Source organism: Hadarchaeum sp. (SeqCode), assembly GCF_049969415.1.
GTDB lineage: Archaea > Hadarchaeota > Hadarchaeia > Hadarchaeales > Hadarchaeaceae > Hadarchaeum.
Map to the genome: position 1 here is coordinate 1 of NZ_JBMFOX010000003.1, position 17146 is coordinate 17146.

General features: G+C 54.6%; 22 protein-coding genes and 1 pseudogene. 20 read left to right on the forward strand and 3 right to left on the reverse strand.

The window, feature by feature from the left end:
• Window positions 1-182 precede the first annotated feature (182 nt).
• From serS to glmM, 3 genes are read left to right on the forward strand one after another with little or no spacing between them, the layout of a single operon-like run.
• On the forward strand, window positions 183-1688 hold the full coding sequence (serS, locus tag ACP5PX_RS01315) for a serine--tRNA ligase (protein ID WP_428083212.1): 1506 nt from the start codon (window positions 183-185) through the stop codon (window positions 1686-1688).
• A complete protein-coding gene (locus ACP5PX_RS01320) occupies window positions 1688-2296 on the forward strand; it encodes a 30S ribosomal protein S3ae (protein ID WP_428083214.1) in 609 nt (202 codons plus the stop codon). The genes serS and ACP5PX_RS01320 overlap by 1 nt, the downstream gene beginning before the upstream one ends.
• A 25-nt stretch (window positions 2297-2321) precedes the next feature.
• Window positions 2322-3671 (forward strand): phosphoglucosamine mutase, encoded by a 1350-nt coding sequence (gene glmM, locus ACP5PX_RS01325; RefSeq protein WP_428083216.1) that lies wholly within the window; start codon window positions 2322-2324, stop codon window positions 3669-3671.
• A gap of 2 nt (window positions 3672-3673) precedes the next feature.
• Here the strand turns inward: glmM and ACP5PX_RS01330 are convergent, their stop codons facing one another.
• The 3 genes from ACP5PX_RS01330 to ACP5PX_RS01340 form a co-directional block, all read right to left on the reverse strand.
• A complete protein-coding gene (locus tag ACP5PX_RS01330; protein ID WP_428083218.1) occupies window positions 3674-4408 on the reverse strand; it encodes a TatD family hydrolase in 735 nt (244 codons plus the stop codon).
• A 13-nt stretch (window positions 4409-4421) separates the two neighbouring features.
• Window positions 4422-4703, reverse strand: coding sequence for a hypothetical protein (locus tag ACP5PX_RS01335; RefSeq protein ID WP_428083220.1), 282 nt, complete (start codon window positions 4701-4703; stop codon window positions 4422-4424).
• Between the two features lie 565 nt (window positions 4704-5268).
• Complete coding sequence (locus tag ACP5PX_RS01340; RefSeq protein ID WP_428083222.1) at window positions 5269-5532, reverse strand: hypothetical protein; 264 nt, start codon at window positions 5530-5532, stop codon at window positions 5269-5271.
• A gap of 171 nt (window positions 5533-5703) precedes the next feature.
• Between ACP5PX_RS01340 and glmU the strand changes: the two genes are divergently transcribed.
• From glmU to ACP5PX_RS01425, 17 genes and pseudogenes are all read left to right on the forward strand, one after another.
• Window positions 5704-7002, forward strand: coding sequence for a bifunctional sugar-1-phosphate nucleotidylyltransferase/acetyltransferase (gene glmU / locus ACP5PX_RS01345; protein ID WP_428083377.1), 1299 nt, complete (start codon window positions 5704-5706; stop codon window positions 7000-7002).
• A 1-nt stretch (window position 7003) separates the two neighbouring features.
• Window positions 7004-7345 (forward strand): DUF2095 family protein, encoded by a 342-nt coding sequence (locus ACP5PX_RS01350; RefSeq protein ID WP_428083224.1) that lies wholly within the window; start codon window positions 7004-7006, stop codon window positions 7343-7345.
• 2 nt (window positions 7346-7347) lie between these two features.
• Window positions 7348-8550 (forward strand): redox-regulated ATPase YchF, encoded by a 1203-nt coding sequence (locus tag ACP5PX_RS01355; protein WP_428083226.1) that lies wholly within the window; start codon window positions 7348-7350, stop codon window positions 8548-8550.
• An 80-nt stretch (window positions 8551-8630) separates the two neighbouring features.
• Window positions 8631-9539, forward strand: coding sequence for a hydroxyacid dehydrogenase (locus tag ACP5PX_RS01360; protein WP_428083228.1), 909 nt, complete (start codon window positions 8631-8633; stop codon window positions 9537-9539).
• Between the two features lie 37 nt (window positions 9540-9576).
• Window positions 9577-10095 (forward strand): annotated as a pseudogene (locus ACP5PX_RS01365) (50S ribosomal protein L15e); the annotation flags it as partial.
• 4 nt (window positions 10096-10099) lie between these two features.
• Entirely contained in the window at window positions 10100-10555 is a 456-nt protein-coding gene (locus tag ACP5PX_RS01370) for an RNA-binding domain-containing protein (RefSeq protein ID WP_428083230.1), read from the forward strand.
• Between the two features lie 364 nt (window positions 10556-10919).
• Window positions 10920-11672 carry an archaeal proteasome endopeptidase complex subunit alpha gene (gene psmA / locus ACP5PX_RS01375; RefSeq protein ID WP_428083232.1) on the forward strand — a complete coding sequence of 251 codons (753 nt, stop codon included), beginning with the start codon at window positions 10920-10922 and terminating at the stop codon, window positions 11670-11672.
• A gap of 6 nt (window positions 11673-11678) precedes the next feature.
• The gene (locus ACP5PX_RS01380; protein ID WP_428083234.1) at window positions 11679-12371 is read left to right on the forward strand and encodes a ribosome assembly factor SBDS; all 693 of its coding nucleotides are present in this window, start codon (window positions 11679-11681) and stop codon (window positions 12369-12371) included.
• Window positions 12371-13063 (forward strand): exosome complex RNA-binding protein Rrp4, encoded by a 693-nt coding sequence (gene rrp4, locus ACP5PX_RS01385; RefSeq protein WP_428083236.1) that lies wholly within the window; start codon window positions 12371-12373, stop codon window positions 13061-13063. The genes ACP5PX_RS01380 and rrp4 overlap by 1 nt, the downstream gene beginning before the upstream one ends.
• Window positions 13064-13786, forward strand: coding sequence for an exosome complex exonuclease Rrp41 (rrp41, locus tag ACP5PX_RS01390; RefSeq protein WP_428083238.1), 723 nt, complete (start codon window positions 13064-13066; stop codon window positions 13784-13786).
• 2 nt (window positions 13787-13788) lie between these two features.
• On the forward strand, window positions 13789-14553 hold the full coding sequence (rrp42, locus tag ACP5PX_RS01395; RefSeq protein WP_428083240.1) for an exosome complex protein Rrp42: 765 nt from the start codon (window positions 13789-13791) through the stop codon (window positions 14551-14553).
• Between the two features lie 4 nt (window positions 14554-14557).
• Window positions 14558-14818 (forward strand): 50S ribosomal protein L37ae, encoded by a 261-nt coding sequence (locus ACP5PX_RS01400; RefSeq protein WP_428083242.1) that lies wholly within the window; start codon window positions 14558-14560, stop codon window positions 14816-14818.
• Complete coding sequence (locus ACP5PX_RS01405) at window positions 14818-14949, forward strand: DNA-directed RNA polymerase subunit P (RefSeq protein WP_428083244.1); 132 nt, start codon at window positions 14818-14820, stop codon at window positions 14947-14949. Before ACP5PX_RS01400 ends, ACP5PX_RS01405 begins: the two co-directional genes overlap by 1 nt.
• Window positions 14950-14988: 39 nt before the next feature.
• Complete coding sequence (locus ACP5PX_RS01410; RefSeq protein ID WP_428083246.1) at window positions 14989-15522, forward strand: hypothetical protein; 534 nt, start codon at window positions 14989-14991, stop codon at window positions 15520-15522.
• Entirely contained in the window at window positions 15522-15794 is a 273-nt protein-coding gene (locus ACP5PX_RS01415) for a KEOPS complex subunit Pcc1 (protein ID WP_428083248.1), read from the forward strand. Before ACP5PX_RS01410 ends, ACP5PX_RS01415 begins: the two co-directional genes overlap by 1 nt.
• Window positions 15787-16152 (forward strand): prefoldin subunit beta, encoded by a 366-nt coding sequence (locus ACP5PX_RS01420; protein ID WP_428083250.1) that lies wholly within the window; start codon window positions 15787-15789, stop codon window positions 16150-16152. Before ACP5PX_RS01415 ends, ACP5PX_RS01420 begins: the two co-directional genes overlap by 8 nt.
• A 9-nt stretch (window positions 16153-16161) precedes the next feature.
• The gene (locus ACP5PX_RS01425; RefSeq protein WP_428083252.1) at window positions 16162-17145 is read left to right on the forward strand and encodes a DHH family phosphoesterase; all 984 of its coding nucleotides are present in this window, start codon (window positions 16162-16164) and stop codon (window positions 17143-17145) included.
• The last annotated feature ends 1 nt before the right edge of the window (window position 17146 follow it).

Sequence of the window (17146 nt, forward strand, 5' to 3'; positions counted from 1 at the left end):
GAGCGTCGGTCGATGAAATCCTTTCAAGAATTGGCTCGATGAGCCAAACCGGAGCTTGCGCAGGAGATTTCGCGTTTATTTGTGCAACAATGCAGAATTTCGGAGATGATGTGGGAGCAAGGGTGATTTTGCCCAAGGGCAAGCTTTTCATAGCCTTTTGATAATTAGGTTTTGGCGATTGAGTGAGATTTGAACTCAAAGGCAAGCTGGCATTCAGCAGCGAACTATCTGGGCTGACCGGTGAAATCAGTTCCATCATTAAGGGAGCCGAACCCGTTCTCAGCCGCGGGGCGCCAAAGGGCAAGGAGACTGAGGCAGCGAGGGTAGTCGGTTGGCACGTGGCTGGAAGCGAGCTTGAGTTGGAGATAGAGTCTGGGCGGTACGTTAGGGCGCACGACGCTTTGCTCAGGATAGCCAAAGTTTTAGCTACCGAGCTGGGCAAGAAGCATAAGATGGGTCTTAGGGGAATAACGGCCAGTGATTACCGTATAGTTTTACCGATTGCGGAGGCACCAGCGGAGGCAGTGGCCGAGCTAAAGAAACTGCCCTATGAGGTGACGGTGGGAGAATCCTCGGTTGAGATACACCTAACGGGACTCAGCGAGGCCGACCTGAGAGGCAGGCTGGTGGACCGACTAGTTTCGATGGTCGAGGAAGCTGTTTCGCGAACATCGGTTAGCGCCGCTGAGCCTAAAGTCATTAGAGAGGGACCTAAGCGTTCACATGCCTTCCGGGAAAACCCATTTGATGTCGCTAGGAAGCTGGGCTGGATTCGAGACTTTCCCGGTCGCGGCCAGTGGATTTACGAGGGACCGTATGCAAAGCTGTTTCGGGCGATTGAGGACATCATAATTGAAGAGGTGGCCCGGCCGTTGAACTTTGAGGAAGTGATGTTTCCCAAGCTAATACCGCTCGAGGTAATGCAGAGGATGCCGGGCTATCTCGATGGCGTGCCCGAGGGCATGTATTACGTTGCACCGCCACCGCGGGACCCCGAGGCCTTTAAGGATTTCAAACAGAAGATCAAGCTCACCAAGCGCATCCCGGTCGAGGAGCTCAAAAAGATACTGAAGGAGCCGGCCTACGTGCTGGCCCCAGCCCAATGTGAGCCCTTCTACGAGAGCTTCGCCTCCAGCCACGTCAGGCTTGAGGACCTCCCGGTGAAACAGTTTGATCGCAGCGGCTGGACCTACCGCTGGGAGGGCGGCGGCGTCGAGGGGTTGATCAGAACGCAGGAATTTCAACGCATTGAGCTCGTCTTCCTCGGCTCTCCGGAGGACGTGGTTTCAATCCGCGATGCAGTGGTCGATCGGAGCACCAAGGTGGTGGACCTGCTGGAGATGGAATGGAGGCTCTTGGTCGCCACGCCATTTTACATGAGGGAGGGTGTGGTCGGCGATGGCAGCGACAGCAGCAAGGTGGCCACCTACGATATTGAGGTTCTTTTGCCCTACGACGGCAGCTGGCTTGAGATAGGCTCATACAACGTGCATAAGACCAAGTTCGTGGAAACCTTTAAAATAAAGGAGGTCAAAGGTCGGCAGGTTTGGACGGGCTGCTGCGGCTTCGGGATGAGCCGCTGGGTGGTGGCGTTCCTCGCCCAGCACGGCTTTGAACCTGCGCGGTGGCCCGAGCCGGTGAGAAAACGGGTTGGCAAGCTGCCTCCCGTTCCAAAGGTGGTTGAGTAATGGCGGAGGAAAAAAAGCGAATAATCAAGAAAACCTGGCGGGAGAAGGAATGGTTCGAGGTAGTGGCACCACCGATGTTTGGCAGCCAGAAGATCGGGGAAACCCTGGCCTCGGAGCCCGAGCAGCTGATAGGCCGGGTGTTTGAGACCACCCTGGGAGACCTCATCGAGGATTTCTCCAAGTCGCACATCAAGCTGTATTTCCAAGTCAAGGAGGTCAGGGACAGACAGGCGCTGACGAAGTTCATCGGACACGAGATGGCCCGCGACTACATCCGGAGTCAAGTGAGAAGGAGGGCCGGCAAGGTTGATGACATCGCGACGGTGACTACTAAGGATGGCTACAAGCTGCGAGTCACCTCGATGGTGACCACACTGCGGAGGGTGCAGAGCACGAAGCTTGATTTAATCCACAAGGACATGAGGAAGGTGGTCGAGACCAGAGCGGCCGAGAGAACTCTAGACCAGTTCGTCCAGGAGGCTGTGCTGGGAAAACTTTCGGCCGACATCTACAAGGAGGCTAAGAAGTACTGCCCCATCCGCCGGGTTGAGGTTTACAAGAGCAAGGTGCTAAGCGAGCCGGTTCCAGAGCAGGTTAAGAGCCCGTAAGGTTATTTTTAATCCGGATGGTTGTATGGGAAGGCTCTTCGGAACCTCCGGAGTGCGCGGGTTGGTGGGGGAGCGGATTACTCCTGAGCTAGTCATGGGATTGGGACAGGCGCTCGCCTCCTTTTTGGGTAATTCAGGGACGGTAGTCGTCGGCAAAGACACTAGGACCTCTAGCGATGTGCTGGAGAGCTGTTTGATCTCTGGACTCCTTTCGGGTGGATGCGATGTCAAGCGCTTGGGTGTGGTGCCCACGCCGGCGGTCAGTTTTGCCGTTAGAAATTTGAGGGCCAAAGCCGGAGCGATGATTACCGCTTCTCATAATCCGCCCGAGTACAATGGGGTCAAGTTATTCGATGGCTCCGGAATGGCCTACACCTCACTGCTCGAGGACAGGGTGGAACGGATTTACTTTGGAAAAAAATGGCATCAGGTTTCATGGGATGAGATCGGCGGCGTGGAGGATCTAGATATTATCCCCGATTATATCGGGGCGCTTGCCGGCATGGTCGAGATCTCCAAGGAGTACAAAGTCGTGGTTGATTGTGGCAACGGGGCGGCCTCCGTGGTGGCCCCGAGGCTCCTCCGCGAGTTGGGTTGCAAGGTGGTCTCTTTGAACTCCCAACCCGACGGACTTTTCCCGGGTAGGCCTCTTGAACCCAGCCCGGAGAACTTGGTCGAGCTTTGTCGCGTGGTGAGGTCGACGGAGTCGGATTTGGGCATTGCTCACGATGGAGATGCCGACAGGGTGGTCATCGTCAGTGAAAAAGGTTCGGTGGCCTCTGGCGATGAAGTTCTGGCAATCATGGCCTCGAATCAAGTCGCCAAGAAAGGAGACGTGATAGTTACCACCGTAGACGCCTCTAATGTTGTGGATGAGGTTGTGGCCGATGTTGGGGGCAAGGTTGTCAGGACTAAAGTCGGAGATGTCAGCGTTGCAGCTGAAATCAACCGCCGTGGCGCCGTTTTCGGGGGCGAGCCTTGCGGGGCTTGGATATTCCCAAGCTTCAGCATGGCTCCCGAGGGTCTACTTGGCGCTTTGAAAGTGCTGGAGCTTTTGGACGCTTCTGGAACGAAGATTTCCCAACAGCTTGAGCCACTGCCCGATTACTTCATGCTTAGAGAAAAAATTGCTTGTCCCGAGGACCGAAAGAGCAAGATCATGGCTCAGGTTTCTAAGCGGCTGGTGAAGGAATTCAGCGAAGCAATTGGAGTGATCAAAGTCGACGGTGTTCGCGTGAATTTCCTTGATGGCTGGGTTCTGGTCAGGGCTTCGGGCACGGAGCCGTACATCCGGGTGACGGCTGAAGCGAGAACTCCTGGGCGGGCGGAGGAAATTCTAAAGGCGACAATAGGCGCCTTGAAGAAGATGCGTTAGGTTTAGATTTTTATTCCGAAAATTCGGGATGCATTTTCTGTCGTTTTTTCAGATAGTTCGGCCTCTTCGACCTCCTTCAGCTGGGCCACGGCCTTCAGCGTTTTGATTATGTGGCTGGGCGTGGCGGCAACGCCACGATATTTTACCGGAGAGTCGGTTTCAAGCAGCAGCTGTTCGAGCGGCACCGCTTTGATCGCCGTTCGGTGAGCCTCGCTGAACTCAGCTGCAGGCGTGGCCGAGACATAATAACCTCGCGCGATGATTTTTTGGAGAACATCCAGCGGGCCACTGTACCAGTGAAAAACCGCCCTGTCGATTCCGGCTCTATCTACCATCTCGAATGCTTCCCGCCAGGCCCAGCGGGAGTGGATGATAACCGGTTTGTCGTAGTGCGCAGCCAGATCAAGTATCTGAGAGAACGCCTTGATTTGTAGTTCCTTTGGGGTTTGATATCTGAAGTCTAATCCCACTTCACCCAGAGCAATGCATCTTTCAATATTTTCCTCGATGGACCGGATTGCTCTTTCGATGTTTTCACGCAGGTTCCAGGGATGAAGGCCCAAGGCGGGAAGTACGTAGTTGGGATACCGTTGGGAAATATCTTGCACGGCTTTATTGGAATCTTCGTCAGCGCCGACTGCTATGACAGCTGCCACTCCGTTCTCCTTGGCGATTTTTAGTTCTTGGTCCAGATTGGGCACTTCTTCAAGGTGGGCATGACAATCGATTACCCGCATAGAATACCCAAATTTATCCCAACCGCAGCATGTTTATCCGTTTCGACGGCCTCAAATCATGGAAAAGATTTTCCGATATTTTTTTCAGCCTTATGATTTTCCCCTCCGGTTGGATGAGCCAGGTCATCCAACAGAGCTCTATCGGCCGGTATCCGCAGGCAGCAGCGACCTCTTCGGCTTTTTTTATAAATTTAATATCATCATTTACCGGTTGTTCGCCCGCGAGCACTAGGATTTCGTTGATTACCCGCTTGACGATTTTGTCCGGCATCACGGTGTCGATACCGCCCATCATCCTCAGGTATTGAAAGGTGATCAGGCCGACCCCCTTGATTTTGCCGATGGGGTCTTCACGCCATTTTTCTAGCTGGGAGCTTTTCGCCCAGCTTCGAAGCGCAGTTCTGTCGTCGCCAACTCAGAGAGATAGGAGGCGATTTCTTTAGCGACTTTCCATGATCTTTCGTTTCGCCATAATTTTTTGAGCTCGTTAATATCCGCTGCGGCGAGATCGGAGAGATTTTTTATCTTGCCAGCTTTCACAAATTTTTTGATTGAATTCGGTGACTTTGGGAACGACAGCCGTAAAGTAGTTCAACCCGATTGAGGTGAAGGCTGCATCTACTACCATGAGCACCACGTTTCCTCCCCATCGCCTGCTTCTTAGGCACCGGTCGCAGAGTTTTTTCACGCCGATGACCTTTTCCATATAACTATCGACAAGTTTCTTCAGCGATGTCATCTAACCGTAATCACGTTCAAGCTCAATTTTTATCCTTTCTGAGCGCTTCAAGTGAAATTTAGCTTCAGGAGAGACTAAGCTGGCCAGACAAAAAAGAATTGTCGCGTCTTAATTTGAGCCGTTAAGCCACCGAAGAGCCGCCTTTCAGCACAATCTCGTCCCCACCATTGGATTCATCGTACATAATCCAAGTCAACCGGGGTGTTGCTAGCGACATCGTCCTGATTGCCGATAGCAGTTGCATTTTATCTTTCTCGTTTTTTACCCTTGAGAACCCCCATCTAGCTCCGCTGGGCTCCAAGTGGTTCAAGAGATCGGATTTTCGCCAGAGCTTGATGCGTTCCCAATAGCTTCGGTTCTCGTTAAACTTTTCCTTAATTCTCAACAGCAGTTTCAGCTCGTCGGGAGTAACGGCCTCGAGGGTTTGGTAGTGGACGAGCTTCAGGCTCTCCCATCAGGCCTTTTGAGAAAGGAGGTTTATAAAGGAGAAATGCTCTTATCGCAATGGTTTTTAATTCTCAACGTTTTATTAGCCCTAGCCACCACAATAATGGTGATAAGGATGAAGGCAGTAATCTTAGCGGCAGGCCTAGGCACGAGAATGAGGCCGTTAACGTTCACCAAACCCAAATTTCTGCTACCGGTGGCGGGCAAGCCGGCGCTGGATCATGTGATCTCACTCCTCCGCAACGCCGGAGTGGAAAGGGTCGCGATGGTCGTGGGTTTTGGCAAGGACCAGATAATGGAAAGGTATGGAGACGGGTCTGGCTTCGGCGTCCACGTGGACTATCTGCACCAAAAGGAGCTGCTTGGAACTGCACATGCAGTTTCGCTGGCCGAGGATTTTGTGGGTGAGGAACGCTTTGTGGTAATGAATGGAGACACGCTGGTGGATCAGGAATCCTTAAACGCTTTCATTGCCCGCTATCAGAAGCTGAGTGAACGGAGGAACTTTTCCTGCCTCATGGGGACGATTGAGGTCGAGGATCCGGCCCAGTTCGGCATCGTCTTTGTTAAAGATGACCGGGTAACCGAGATTGTTGAGAAGCCCAAGCGCGTGAGGAGCCGTCTGGCCAATGCCGGGATTTATGTTTTCGATCCCAAGATATTTGACTTTATTCGGAAAACCAAAAAATCCAAACGCGGGGAATATGAAATTACTTCTTCGATTCAGATGATGATAGATGCTGGCGGGGAAGTTTATACCTCCCCACTCGCGCTCTGGGCAGACATCGGTCGGCCTTGGGATTTGCTCGTGGCCAACGAATACTTCCTCAGGAATCTAAAGGGGGAAATCCACGGAAAGATTGAACACGGTGTTTACATTGAATCCAACGTCTATGTGGGTGAGGGAACGAGGATCAGGTCCGGTTCTTACATCGAGGGGCCCACCTACATTGGCAATAACTGCGACATCGGCCCCAACTGCTTTATCCGCCCAGCTACTAGCGTTGGTGATTATGTTAGAATTGGCAATGGTGTTGAGATAAAGAACAGCATTATCATGGACCACACCAATGTGGCTCACCTCTCTTATGTAGGGGACAGCATCATCGGGAGCCGGTGCAACTTTGGGGCCGGCACCACCATCGCCAACCTGCGTCTGGATGAAAGCGCGGTTAAGATGAAGATTAGCGGGAGAATTATTGACACCGGGAGGAAGAAACTTGGAACGGTGATTGGAGATGATGTTAAAACAGGGGTTAACTCCATGATAAATCCAGGTGTCAAGATAGGCCCGAACGCCGCGGTCGGTCCAGGTGCGGTTGTCTATGAGGACGTTGAGCCAAACACGTTGGTGATAGCCGAGCCGGTTATCAAAAAGCACAGGTGGCCTCGAAAGACACGGTGGTGAGATGGGAGATTATTCCGAGGAAGAATTCAGGAAGAAATACCCCAACTTGGCCCGGGAGCTCGGAGGCAAGGGGAGCATCAGGATAAACTCCGTTAGGAGCACCGTTGACGAGGGGGAACGGGCGGCCTGCTCTGATCACGGTTATCAACCGACGGCGGTGGATTTCATCCGCAGATGCTCGACTGAGGAGCAGGCGCTGGAGATAATAAACTACCTTGAGGGCAGAAAGGAGATAGATGAAGATCATGCCAAGAGGCTCCGCAGGCAGCTGGTCGAGCGCGGGTTGAACAGCTTCGGCAGCCACAAGGAGCCGGGATATTACGATCGGGTGGCGAAGGGTTAATCGTGCTTGAGCTGGGATTGGTCGGCAAGCCCAACACGGGCAAGACGACTTTTTTCAACGCGGTGACCTTGGCCAATGCTCCGGTGGCGGGATATCCCTTCACTACGATCGATGCTAATGTCGGCGTAACTTACGTCCGGAGCAAGTGTCCCTGCCGGGAGTTTAACGTTGTCTGCAATCCGCAGAATTCCAAGTGCATTAACGGCGTGCGCCATGTACCTGTCAGAATCATCGACGTGGCCGGGCTGGTTGAAGGCGCGCATATGGGGAGGGGGCTGGGGAATAGATTTCTGGACAACCTGCGCATGGCCGCAGCTTTGATTCACATAATAGATGCTTCTGGCGCCACCGACGCGGAGGGAAGGCCCTGCCCGCCCGGTACTCATGACCCGTTGAAGGACATCGATTTTCTTGAGGTCGAAATTGCGATGTGGATTCGAGGGCTGCTCGCCAAGGATTGGCCCAAATTTGCTCGCCGGGCCAAGTACGAGAAGCTGGATTTGGTTAAGGAGATAACGAACCGCCTCAGCGGTTTAGGGGTGAAGCACGGTCACGTCTATGGGGCCTTCAAGCTGGCGGCCTTAGATCAATCCAATCCGGAAAAGTGGACGGCGGATGATCTGCTCAGATTTGTGGCGGAGTTGCGTAAGGTCAGCAAGCCGATCATGATTGCGGCCAACAAGGCGGATGTCTCCACTGCGGATGAAAACATCGCGCGTTTGAGGAAGCGCGGCTACATCGTTGTGCCCACCTGTGCCGAGGCCGAATTGGTCTTGCGGCGAGCGGCGGAGAAAGGGATAGTTGAATATCATCCGGGTGATTCCGAGTTTAAGTTGTTAAAGCCAGAGCTGCTGAACGAGCAGCAGAAAATGGCGCTGGAAAAGATCTCGGCCTTGTTGAAAAAGTTCGGTTCGACGGGAGTTCAGCAGGTGGTGGATCGGGCGGTTTATGAGCTTCTGAATCTGATCGTGGTTTATCCTGTTGATGACGAGCACAAGCTGACGGACAAGAATGGAAATGTCCTTCCCGATGCCTTTCTGGTCCGCAAAGGAACCACGGCGCGGGAATTTGCCTACACTATTCACACCGATTTGGGTGAGGCATTCCTCTATGCGATTGATGCACGGACGAAGCGCAGGCTGGGGGAGGACTATGAGCTGAAAGACCGCGACATCATCAAGATAGTTTCCAGCCGGGGTCGGTAAGAAAAACAGCTCTGTAGAAATTGTTTTTAACTTTGACGGCTATAAAAGAGGGAAAAGTTAAACTGGGGAAGCGTGATTTGATGGTGAAGATTCTGATTACGGACAAGATAGATGAAGAAGGCATCAGGAGGCTCAGGGAGGTCGCCAGTGTTGATGTGGCTATTGGCTTGAAGCCTCCGGAGCTTTTAGAAAAGATCAAGGATTATGAGGTTTTGGTCGTCAGAAGCGCGACCAAGGTAACGCTGGAGGTAATTGAAGCTGGAAAGAAGCTCCGCATCATCGGTCGGGCTGGGGCGGGCGTTGACAACATCGATGTTGAGGCCGCGAAGGCTAGGGGAATAAAAGTTCTTAACACTCCAGAAGCCCCCACCGAGGCTGTGGCCGAGCTGGTAATGGGCCTGATGCTTTCATGGGCTAGGCGTTTGCCACAGGCGGATTTCAGCATGAAGCAGGGGAAGTGGTTGAAATCTGAGCTGATGGGAACAGAGCTGCGCGGAAAGACCTTGGGCATCATCGGCACGGGCAAGATTGGACAGCGGGTCGGTGCCCTTGCGGTCGCCTTTGGGATGAGGATAGTTGCCCAGGATTGCGTGATATATCCGGAGTTTGTTGCCAAGACCGCATGCGAGTACACCGATTTGGACACGGTTCTCAGGCAGGCGGACTATTTGACCATCCATCTGCCTTTGACGCCGGAGACCAAGTACCTGATAGGACAAAGGGAGCTGAGCCTGATGAAGCCGACCGCCGTCTTGATTAACACTTCTCGGGGTGAAATAGTTGATGAAAACGCTTTGGTCGAGGCCCTTTCGAGCGGCAAAATCGCGGGCGCCTGCCTTGACGTCTTTTCCCGCGAGCCGCCGGTGGACAGCCCGTTGCTGAAGCTGCCGAACGTGATCCTGACGCCTCACATAGGCGCCTCAACCCACGAGGCCCAAAGGGAGGCAGCCATCCTTATATCGGAGAAGATAAAGGAAGCAATAGTGTAACTTTGGTGGTGTTCACTTGGCGACGGAAAAATCGGTGGTGCTGCGAAGCCGCCTGTCCGAATGGCGCAGGGCCCCAGCCATCCAGCGCATCGAGGGCCCAACTAATCCGGAACGGGCGAGAGCGCTGGGTTACAAGGCCAAGCAGGGCGTCGTCGTGGTTAGGGTCCGGGTCAGAAGGGGCGGCAGGAGAAAGGAGAGGCCCTCGCGCGGGAGAAGGCCGAAGCGCATGGGCGTTTTGAAGATAGTGCCCAAGAAGAGCATTCAGCTCATTGCCGAGGAGAGGGCGGCGAGGAAGTGCCCCAACCTCGAGGTTCTTAACTCCTACAAGGTTGCTGAGGATGGCACTCACAAATATTACGAAGTCATCATGCTCGACCCCCATCATCCGGCCATTAAAAGCGACCCTCAGCTGGGCTGGATAGCGGCTAGGAAGCACCGGGGCCGTGTTTACCGGGGGCTAACGCATGCCGGGAAGAAGGCCCGCGGGCTGACTAGGAAGGGCAAGGGCGCGGAGCGCATGAGGCCGAGCGTGAGAGCCCGGAAGAGAATAAAGTGAGTTGATGGAGTTTCCCTTCAGCAGCGTGGTAATCAGTCTGCACGTGCATGCCACCGAGGACGAGCAGAAGGTTCTGGAACTGTTGAGAAGTTTTCTACCCGCCTCGGTGGAGGTGCGCAAGTCACACCTGACCGGACATCACGGAAACCCCATCTCGGTTCTTGAGGCCAGGGTTGGTCAGAAGAAGGAGCTGAGGGAACTGTGGCGATCAATTCAGATGAAGATGGACGAAGCGGCAGTCTCCTATCTTCGAAAAGCGGTCCGGGAAAGGATTGACGATTCCTGTTTTCTCTACCTCAGGTTTGACAAGCAGGCCGCGTGCGAGGGCAGGCTGGTTCTCACCGAGCTGGGTGAGTCAATCCATATAAAGTTCAAGGTGATTTCATTTCCCGCCAAACGTGACGTGGCTGTGGCTAGGGTGATGGAATTCCTGGAGGCCAGTAGAAATCATGAGGTGTAGGCGGAGATACGTAGTCTTTGAAGTTGTCGATGGACATCTAAACCTCGACCAAACCGTTGTCCTGCTTCGTAAAGAGTTGAGGGCGAATCAAAATGGGGTCAGGACAGTTTTTTATGACGTAGATTCGGGGAGGGGGATTCTTTTTTGCCGCCATCATCTCTTGGACGAACTTAAAAAAAGGATTGTCGAGCGCGGAATTCCGATGAGAGTTGTTGGCGTCTCCGGCACGATTAGAACCGCAAAAAGAAAGTTTGGATCATCGCAGGCCGGCAGAGGTAGCGCCCGCGGCCGCCGCTAACGTTAAATATGCCTATATCTTACAGTTATTGAATCAGGGTCATAGGTTTAAGCAAGGTTGATGTATATGGCGTTTGTACCACCTGGAGCAGGTTATGACAGGGCAATTACAGTCTTCAGCCCAGATGGTAAGCTCTTCCAGGTTCAATACGCCCAAGAGGCCGTCAAGCGCGGGCTGACGGCCCTGGGAATCAAGGTAAATGAAGGAGTGGTTCTGGCTGCGGAAAAAAGGGTTCGTAGTAAGCTAGTGGAGGAGACTTCGATAGAGAAAATCTTTCAAGTGGACGAGCACATCGGGGCGGCGGCATCTGGTCTGATTGCCGATGCTCGCGTTTTAATAGATCACGCGCGCATAGAGGCCCAGATTAACCGTTTGCGCTACGACGAGGCGATAAGTGTGGAATCTCTTGCCAAGCGCATCGGTGACACCAAGCAGCTCTACACACAACACGGTGGCGTCAGGCCATTCGGAGCGAGACTTCTTATTGCAGGTGTCGATAACAAAAAACCGCGTCTCTTTGAGACAGATCCCAGCGGAGTTGTGGCAGCTTACAAGTGCCAGGCAATCGGTGGTGGAGCTCAAACGGTGACCGATTTCTTTGAAAAGAATTATGACGAGAAGCTTTCGCTTGAAGATGCCATCCTCCTCGCGTTGGAGGCGCTTCGGTTGGTAGTTGAGGGAGAGTTTACTGAGGAGAACGTGGAAATGGCGGTTATTCCTGCGAAAACAGGGCGTTTTGAGAAGCTGAGCAATGAGGAAATCGCCAAGTATATTAAGAAGTTGGGCCCTAAGCCGCAGACCAAGTCCGCGAAGGAGTAGCGGGCCATGGTCAAGTTAGAGGACGCTGTTGTGGCAAGGCTCTCCAGCCACGGGACGACGTTTGAGGTGCTGGTTGATCCCGAGCTGGCGTTAAGCCTCAGACAGGGGGGCACCGTGGATATGCGCAGCCTGTTGGCGAGCGACAAGATCTTCAAGGACTCGAAAAAGGGTGATGTAGCCTCTGAGGAAATGATTAAAAAGGTGTTTGGAACCACCGACGTTTTCCAGGTTGCCGAGCAGATTGTGAAACGGGGGGAGGTTCAGGTCACCACGGAGCAGAGACGGAGAATGCGCGAGCAGAGGTTAAGACAGGTGGTGGCCATGATCTCCAGACGCGCAGTCAACCCGCAGACGGGGCTGCCCCATCCGCCGGCGAGAATTGAGTCGGCGATCAACGAGGCCAAGGTCCAGATAGACGAGTACAAGAGCGCCGAGGAGCAGCTTCCCAAGATAGTTAAGGCGCTAACACCGATTCTGCCGCTGAAATTTGAGACGAAAAGGGTGGCGATAAGGATTCCGGCCAGCTATGTGGGCCGGGTTCAACGTACGGTGAGGGAGTTTGGGACGGTGAAACAGGAACAGTGGCTCAATGACGGCTCATGGGCTGTGGTGGTGGAAATACCGGCCGGAGTGCAGGGGGAGTTCTTCGACAGGCTCAACGACCTGACCCGCGGTGAGGTCGAGACCAAGGTGTTGTGATGATTTACGTTCAGAATAGGGAGATTGTGGTTCCTGGGCAGTTGATTGCGGAAGGGGATTATCGGCACCTCGAGGGATCTTACCGCGAGGGCGACAAGATTTACTCGGCAGTGGTGGGGCTGGCCGATGTTAAGGGAGACAAGGTTAGGGTGATCCCTCTCCAAGGACGCTACATACCGCATGTCGGCGATCTCGTCATCGGGGTCGTCATCGACAACCACTCCTCGGGCTGGATACTCGATATTAACTCGCCTTACACGGCAAACCTGTTCGTTTCCGAGCTGGTGCATCGCAAGGTTGACCTTAACAAAGAGGACATAAGCAAGTTCCTCAGCATCGGTGACGTGGTGCTTGCCTTGGTTAAGGAGGTCGACGAGTATATGCGGGTGCTGCTGGAAACCCCGGGTCGCGGTATGGGTAAGATCAAGGGTGGCAAGTTGGTGGAGATCTCGCCGGCAAAGATACCGCGGGTGCTGGGGCGCAAGGGGTCGATGCTTAAGGTGATAGAATCAAAGACCGGCTGTACCCTTGCCGTGGGTCAGAACGGAAGGATAATAATCTGGGGGAAGGACCCAGAAAGGATTAACCTAGCCGTGGAGGCAATACTCATGATCGAGCGCGAGGCGCACACCTCTGGTCTCACCGACCGGGTGTCGCTCATGCTTGAGAAAGAAAAATCAGGAGGAAATTGAATGGAAAAACCGGAAAAATTGTTGATAGATGGAAAAAGACTTGACGGCCGAGCACCTGACGAGCTCAGGCCGTTGAAAATAAAGGCAGGAGTTCTCGAGCGGGCCGACGGTTCCGCATACGTCGAGCTCGGAAACAATAAAGTGTTTGCCGCAGTCTACGGACCGAGGGAAATGCATCCGAGGCACGATCAGCAGCCGGACGCGGCGGTGCTGCGTTGCCGGTACAGCATGGCGCCGTTTTCGGTAGAGGATCGAAAGAAGCCAGGGCCGGACAGGAGGTCGATGGAGATCTCCAAGGTTACCCAGGAGGCGCTGGAGCCCGTGCTTTTCCTTGAGCTTTATCCGAGGTCGGTCATCGACGTTTTCATTGAAGTGTTGCAGGCTGATGCCGGGACCAGAACTGCGGGAATTAACGCGGCCGCGGTGGCGCTGGCCGATGCCGGCGTGCCGATGAGGGACTTGGTTTCCTCGGTGGCGGTGGGCAAGATAGACGATACCATCGTCCTAGACCTCATGAAGGAGGAGGACCAGTTTGGGACGACGGACATGCCCGTGGCGATTATACCGCGGAAGAAGGTGGTCACACTCCTGCAGATGGACGGGCATTTCACCAAGGAGGAGTTCAAGCAGGCTCTGGACCTTGCCTTCAAGGGATGTGAGAAGATTTATGAGGTGCAACGGCAAGCGCTAAAGGAGAAGTATGCCATTAAGGAGAGCGAGTAGCTATGGATGAAATAATTTCCTGCGTTAAAAGGGATTACATAATCGATCTGGTGAAGCAGGGCAAGCGCGTCGATGGTCGCGCTTTGGACCAGCTCCGGGAAGTGGTGGTGGAAAGGGGCGTGATAAAGACCGCCAACGGGTCAGCGAAGGTGAAGCTGGGCAAGACCCAGGTCCTCGTCGGTGTCAAGCTGATGCATGCGGAGCCTTTTCCGGACACCCCTGGGAGCGGGGTCTTGATTGTGAACGCGGAGCTGCTGCCGCTGGCCTCGCCCACCTTTGAGCCCGGACCGCCGCGCGTTGAGGCCATTGAACTGGCGCGCGTGGTCGACCGTGGCATCAGGGAATCGGATGCCATTGATTTGGAAAAGCTGGGGATAAAGCCGGGAGAGGATGTCTGGTCGGTTTTCATCGACATCGACGTGCTGGATCACGACGGCGGGCTCATCGATGCCTCGGCCCTTGCCGCCATAGCCGCGCTTACCGATGTGAAGCCACCGCAGGATGAGGACTGGAAGCTGCCGGGATTCCCCCTGTCTAAGCTACCTGTGGCGGTGACCGTGGCCAAAATAGACGACAGGCTGGTGGTCGATCCCTGTTTGGACGAGGAGAGGGTTATGGATGCTAGGCTGACGATAACTACCATTGAGGACGGCAGCATCTGCTCCATGCAGAAGGGAGGCAGGGGGTACTTTACCCGTGAGGAGCTGGAGCAGGCCTATGATTTAGCCAGCGCTAAGGGGATGGAGCTTAGGGAGAAGTTGAGGTGAGCCGATGCCCAGAACCAAGAAGGTTGGGTCAGCGGGCAGGTTCGGTCCTCGCTACGGCACCAAGGTCAGGAAGCTCGTGGTCGAGGTTGAGAAAAAACTTAAGCAGGATTACAAGTGTCCTAGCTGCGGGGCACTGAAGGTCAGAAGGACATGTTCCTCAATCTGGCAGTGCCGCCGCTGCGGAGCTAAGTTTGCCGGCGGGGCATACACTCCGGCGGCCGTGGCGGCACCGGCCGAGAAGTCGCCACCAAAGGAGGGAGCCTAGTGTACCGATGCGGTGAATGCGGCAGGATGGTGGAGAAGCTTCCGGAGAACCGGCCGCGTTGTCCCTATTGCGGCTCGAAAATACTTTACAAACCGCGCCGGGATGTTATCCGCAAAGTAAAGGCGCGGTGAGCGTTCAATTTGACTGGCTCAAAGATAATTGGTAAAGCTATGCTATTAACCACCTCGAGGCGGCCATGCCATCTCGCCCGGATTCTGGGCAGAGAGCTGGCTCGTCTCCTGCCAGACAGCGAGTATGTGCCGCGGGGTGTCAAGACAATAGAAAAAGTAGCTGCGCTGGCCAGGCAGAGGGGCCACCATCGCGTGATCATCATTAACAGTTCTTCAGATCGACCAAGCGAGATGCGATTTCTTGAAGTTGGGGGCACCTGGCAGTGGCTGAACGCGTCGATGAAGCTCGCCGGAGTAGCGGTTAATCGGGTAAAGATCAAGGGCAAGAATTTTGGCGGGCTAAAGATTTACGCTGGTGATCCGGGTTCTTTCAATTTTTCCCGATGGCTGAGCCGGGTTCTGAGTATCGAGTGTACGGATCGGTTGCCTGAGTCGGGGCCCGTAGTTCTTCTAACTTCAGACGGTGGCTTAAAAATACGTTTCAGGATCATGCCGTGTGCTGAGGAAGTGGGACCAGTGTTGTCGGTAGCCTCTTTTGGCCCCCTGTTTCGAGGGGCAAATTTGGAGGTGTGATGATGGTGCGCTCCGAGAGGGCCAGCGCCGTGGTAAGGCTGGAGTTTGGGAGCGCCCGTGAGGCTGAGGCGGTGAGACGTGCCCTTGCCCCGGAGGAGGAGCTGCCGGCAACCTCCCGGTGCCGGGCAAAGATCTTCCGGAGAGAAAATGATTTATTTTTGCAGGTAGATGCAAAAGACACAGCGGCCCTGCGTGCAGCGCTCAACTCGTTCATAAGATGGGCGATTGTTGCGCGCGACATGTTGGAGCCAAGGAGGAAAAGAGATGGATAAACTTTCGCCGCAGCTAAGGCATCAGCTGGCCCAATTTCAGCAGGCGCAACAGCAGGCGCAGATACTGATGAACCAGCGACAGCAGCTGGAACTGCTGCTGCGCGAGACTGAGAGGGCACACGAGGAACTGGCTAAACTGCCCGAAGACACCGTGGTCTACAAGAGCGTGGGGACGATTCTGGTTAAAGTCAACAAGGCCGAGCTTCAGAAGAGCCTTGCCGAGCAGAAGGAAACACTGGACCTGAGGATCAAGACCTTGGAGCGCCAGAGTGAGCGTGCCATCCAGCGCCTGCGGGAGATGCAGGCCAAGATTGACGAGGCGCTGAAGGGCCAGGGATCAGAGGGCTTGGCGAGCTAGGCGGGCCAGATGAGGGAGGCGGCAGACTTTTTAATCCAAGCTGCTAGCAGCGGGCAGCGTATTGTCGTGCTTTGCCACCGCAATGCCGACCCCGACGCCGTGGCCAGCGCCGTGGTTCTGGCCGAGGCTATGGCCGGACTGGGGGGCCGGGTTAAGGCCGCGGCTGCCGACGATCTCGCAGCGATTTCTGAGGCCGTCTTGAACAGCTTTAGTCGGAAGATTGGGGTGAATCCGGAGCTTGATTTCGACTTGGCCATCTTCGTCGATACCTCAAGCTTCGGTCACTTGGGTGAATTCGGCCAGAAGCTTAAGGATTCCGGCATCCCCTTCGCCGTTATCGACCATCACAAACCCGTGGAGGAAATGAGGCAGCTGGCAAAGTTCTACTATGTTCGTGAGGACATCACCTCGGAGTCGGAACTCATCTACCGTATTCTGACCGAGATGGGTGTCAAGCTGACGCCCGACCAAGCCTCGCTGCTGCTGGTGGGGGTCATCAGTGACACCGGCCATTTCAGGTTTGCCAATCCAGACACCTTCGCGGTGGTGGAGGGGCTGCTGAAGGCTGGGGCGGATTACAATCGGGCGCTGGACCTCCTCAAGCCACCCGATGACCTCTCCCGGAGAGTGGCCATGCTCAAGGCCGCTGGGCGCTCCGAGCTGCAGCGCATAAACGGTCGCTTGATCGTCTTTTCGGACCTAGGTTCTTTCGAGGGTGACGCCGCAGGGATGTTGGTTCGGATTGGGGCGGATGTGGCCTTCGTTGGTTCTGAGGAAAAAGGGGAGTTCCGGGTCAGCGGCCGGGCCAGTCCTGAGTTCCTTAAGGAGACGGGGCTGCACCTTGGCGAGATGATGGAGGAACTGGGGAAGCAGTTCAACGGTAGCGGCGGCGGTCACGCGGGCGCCGCCAGCGTTACCGGCAAAGGCTCGTTTGAGGAAGTGAAAAAACAGATTGTCAAGATGCTCCAGAAGAAACTGGTCAAGGCGGAGTGAC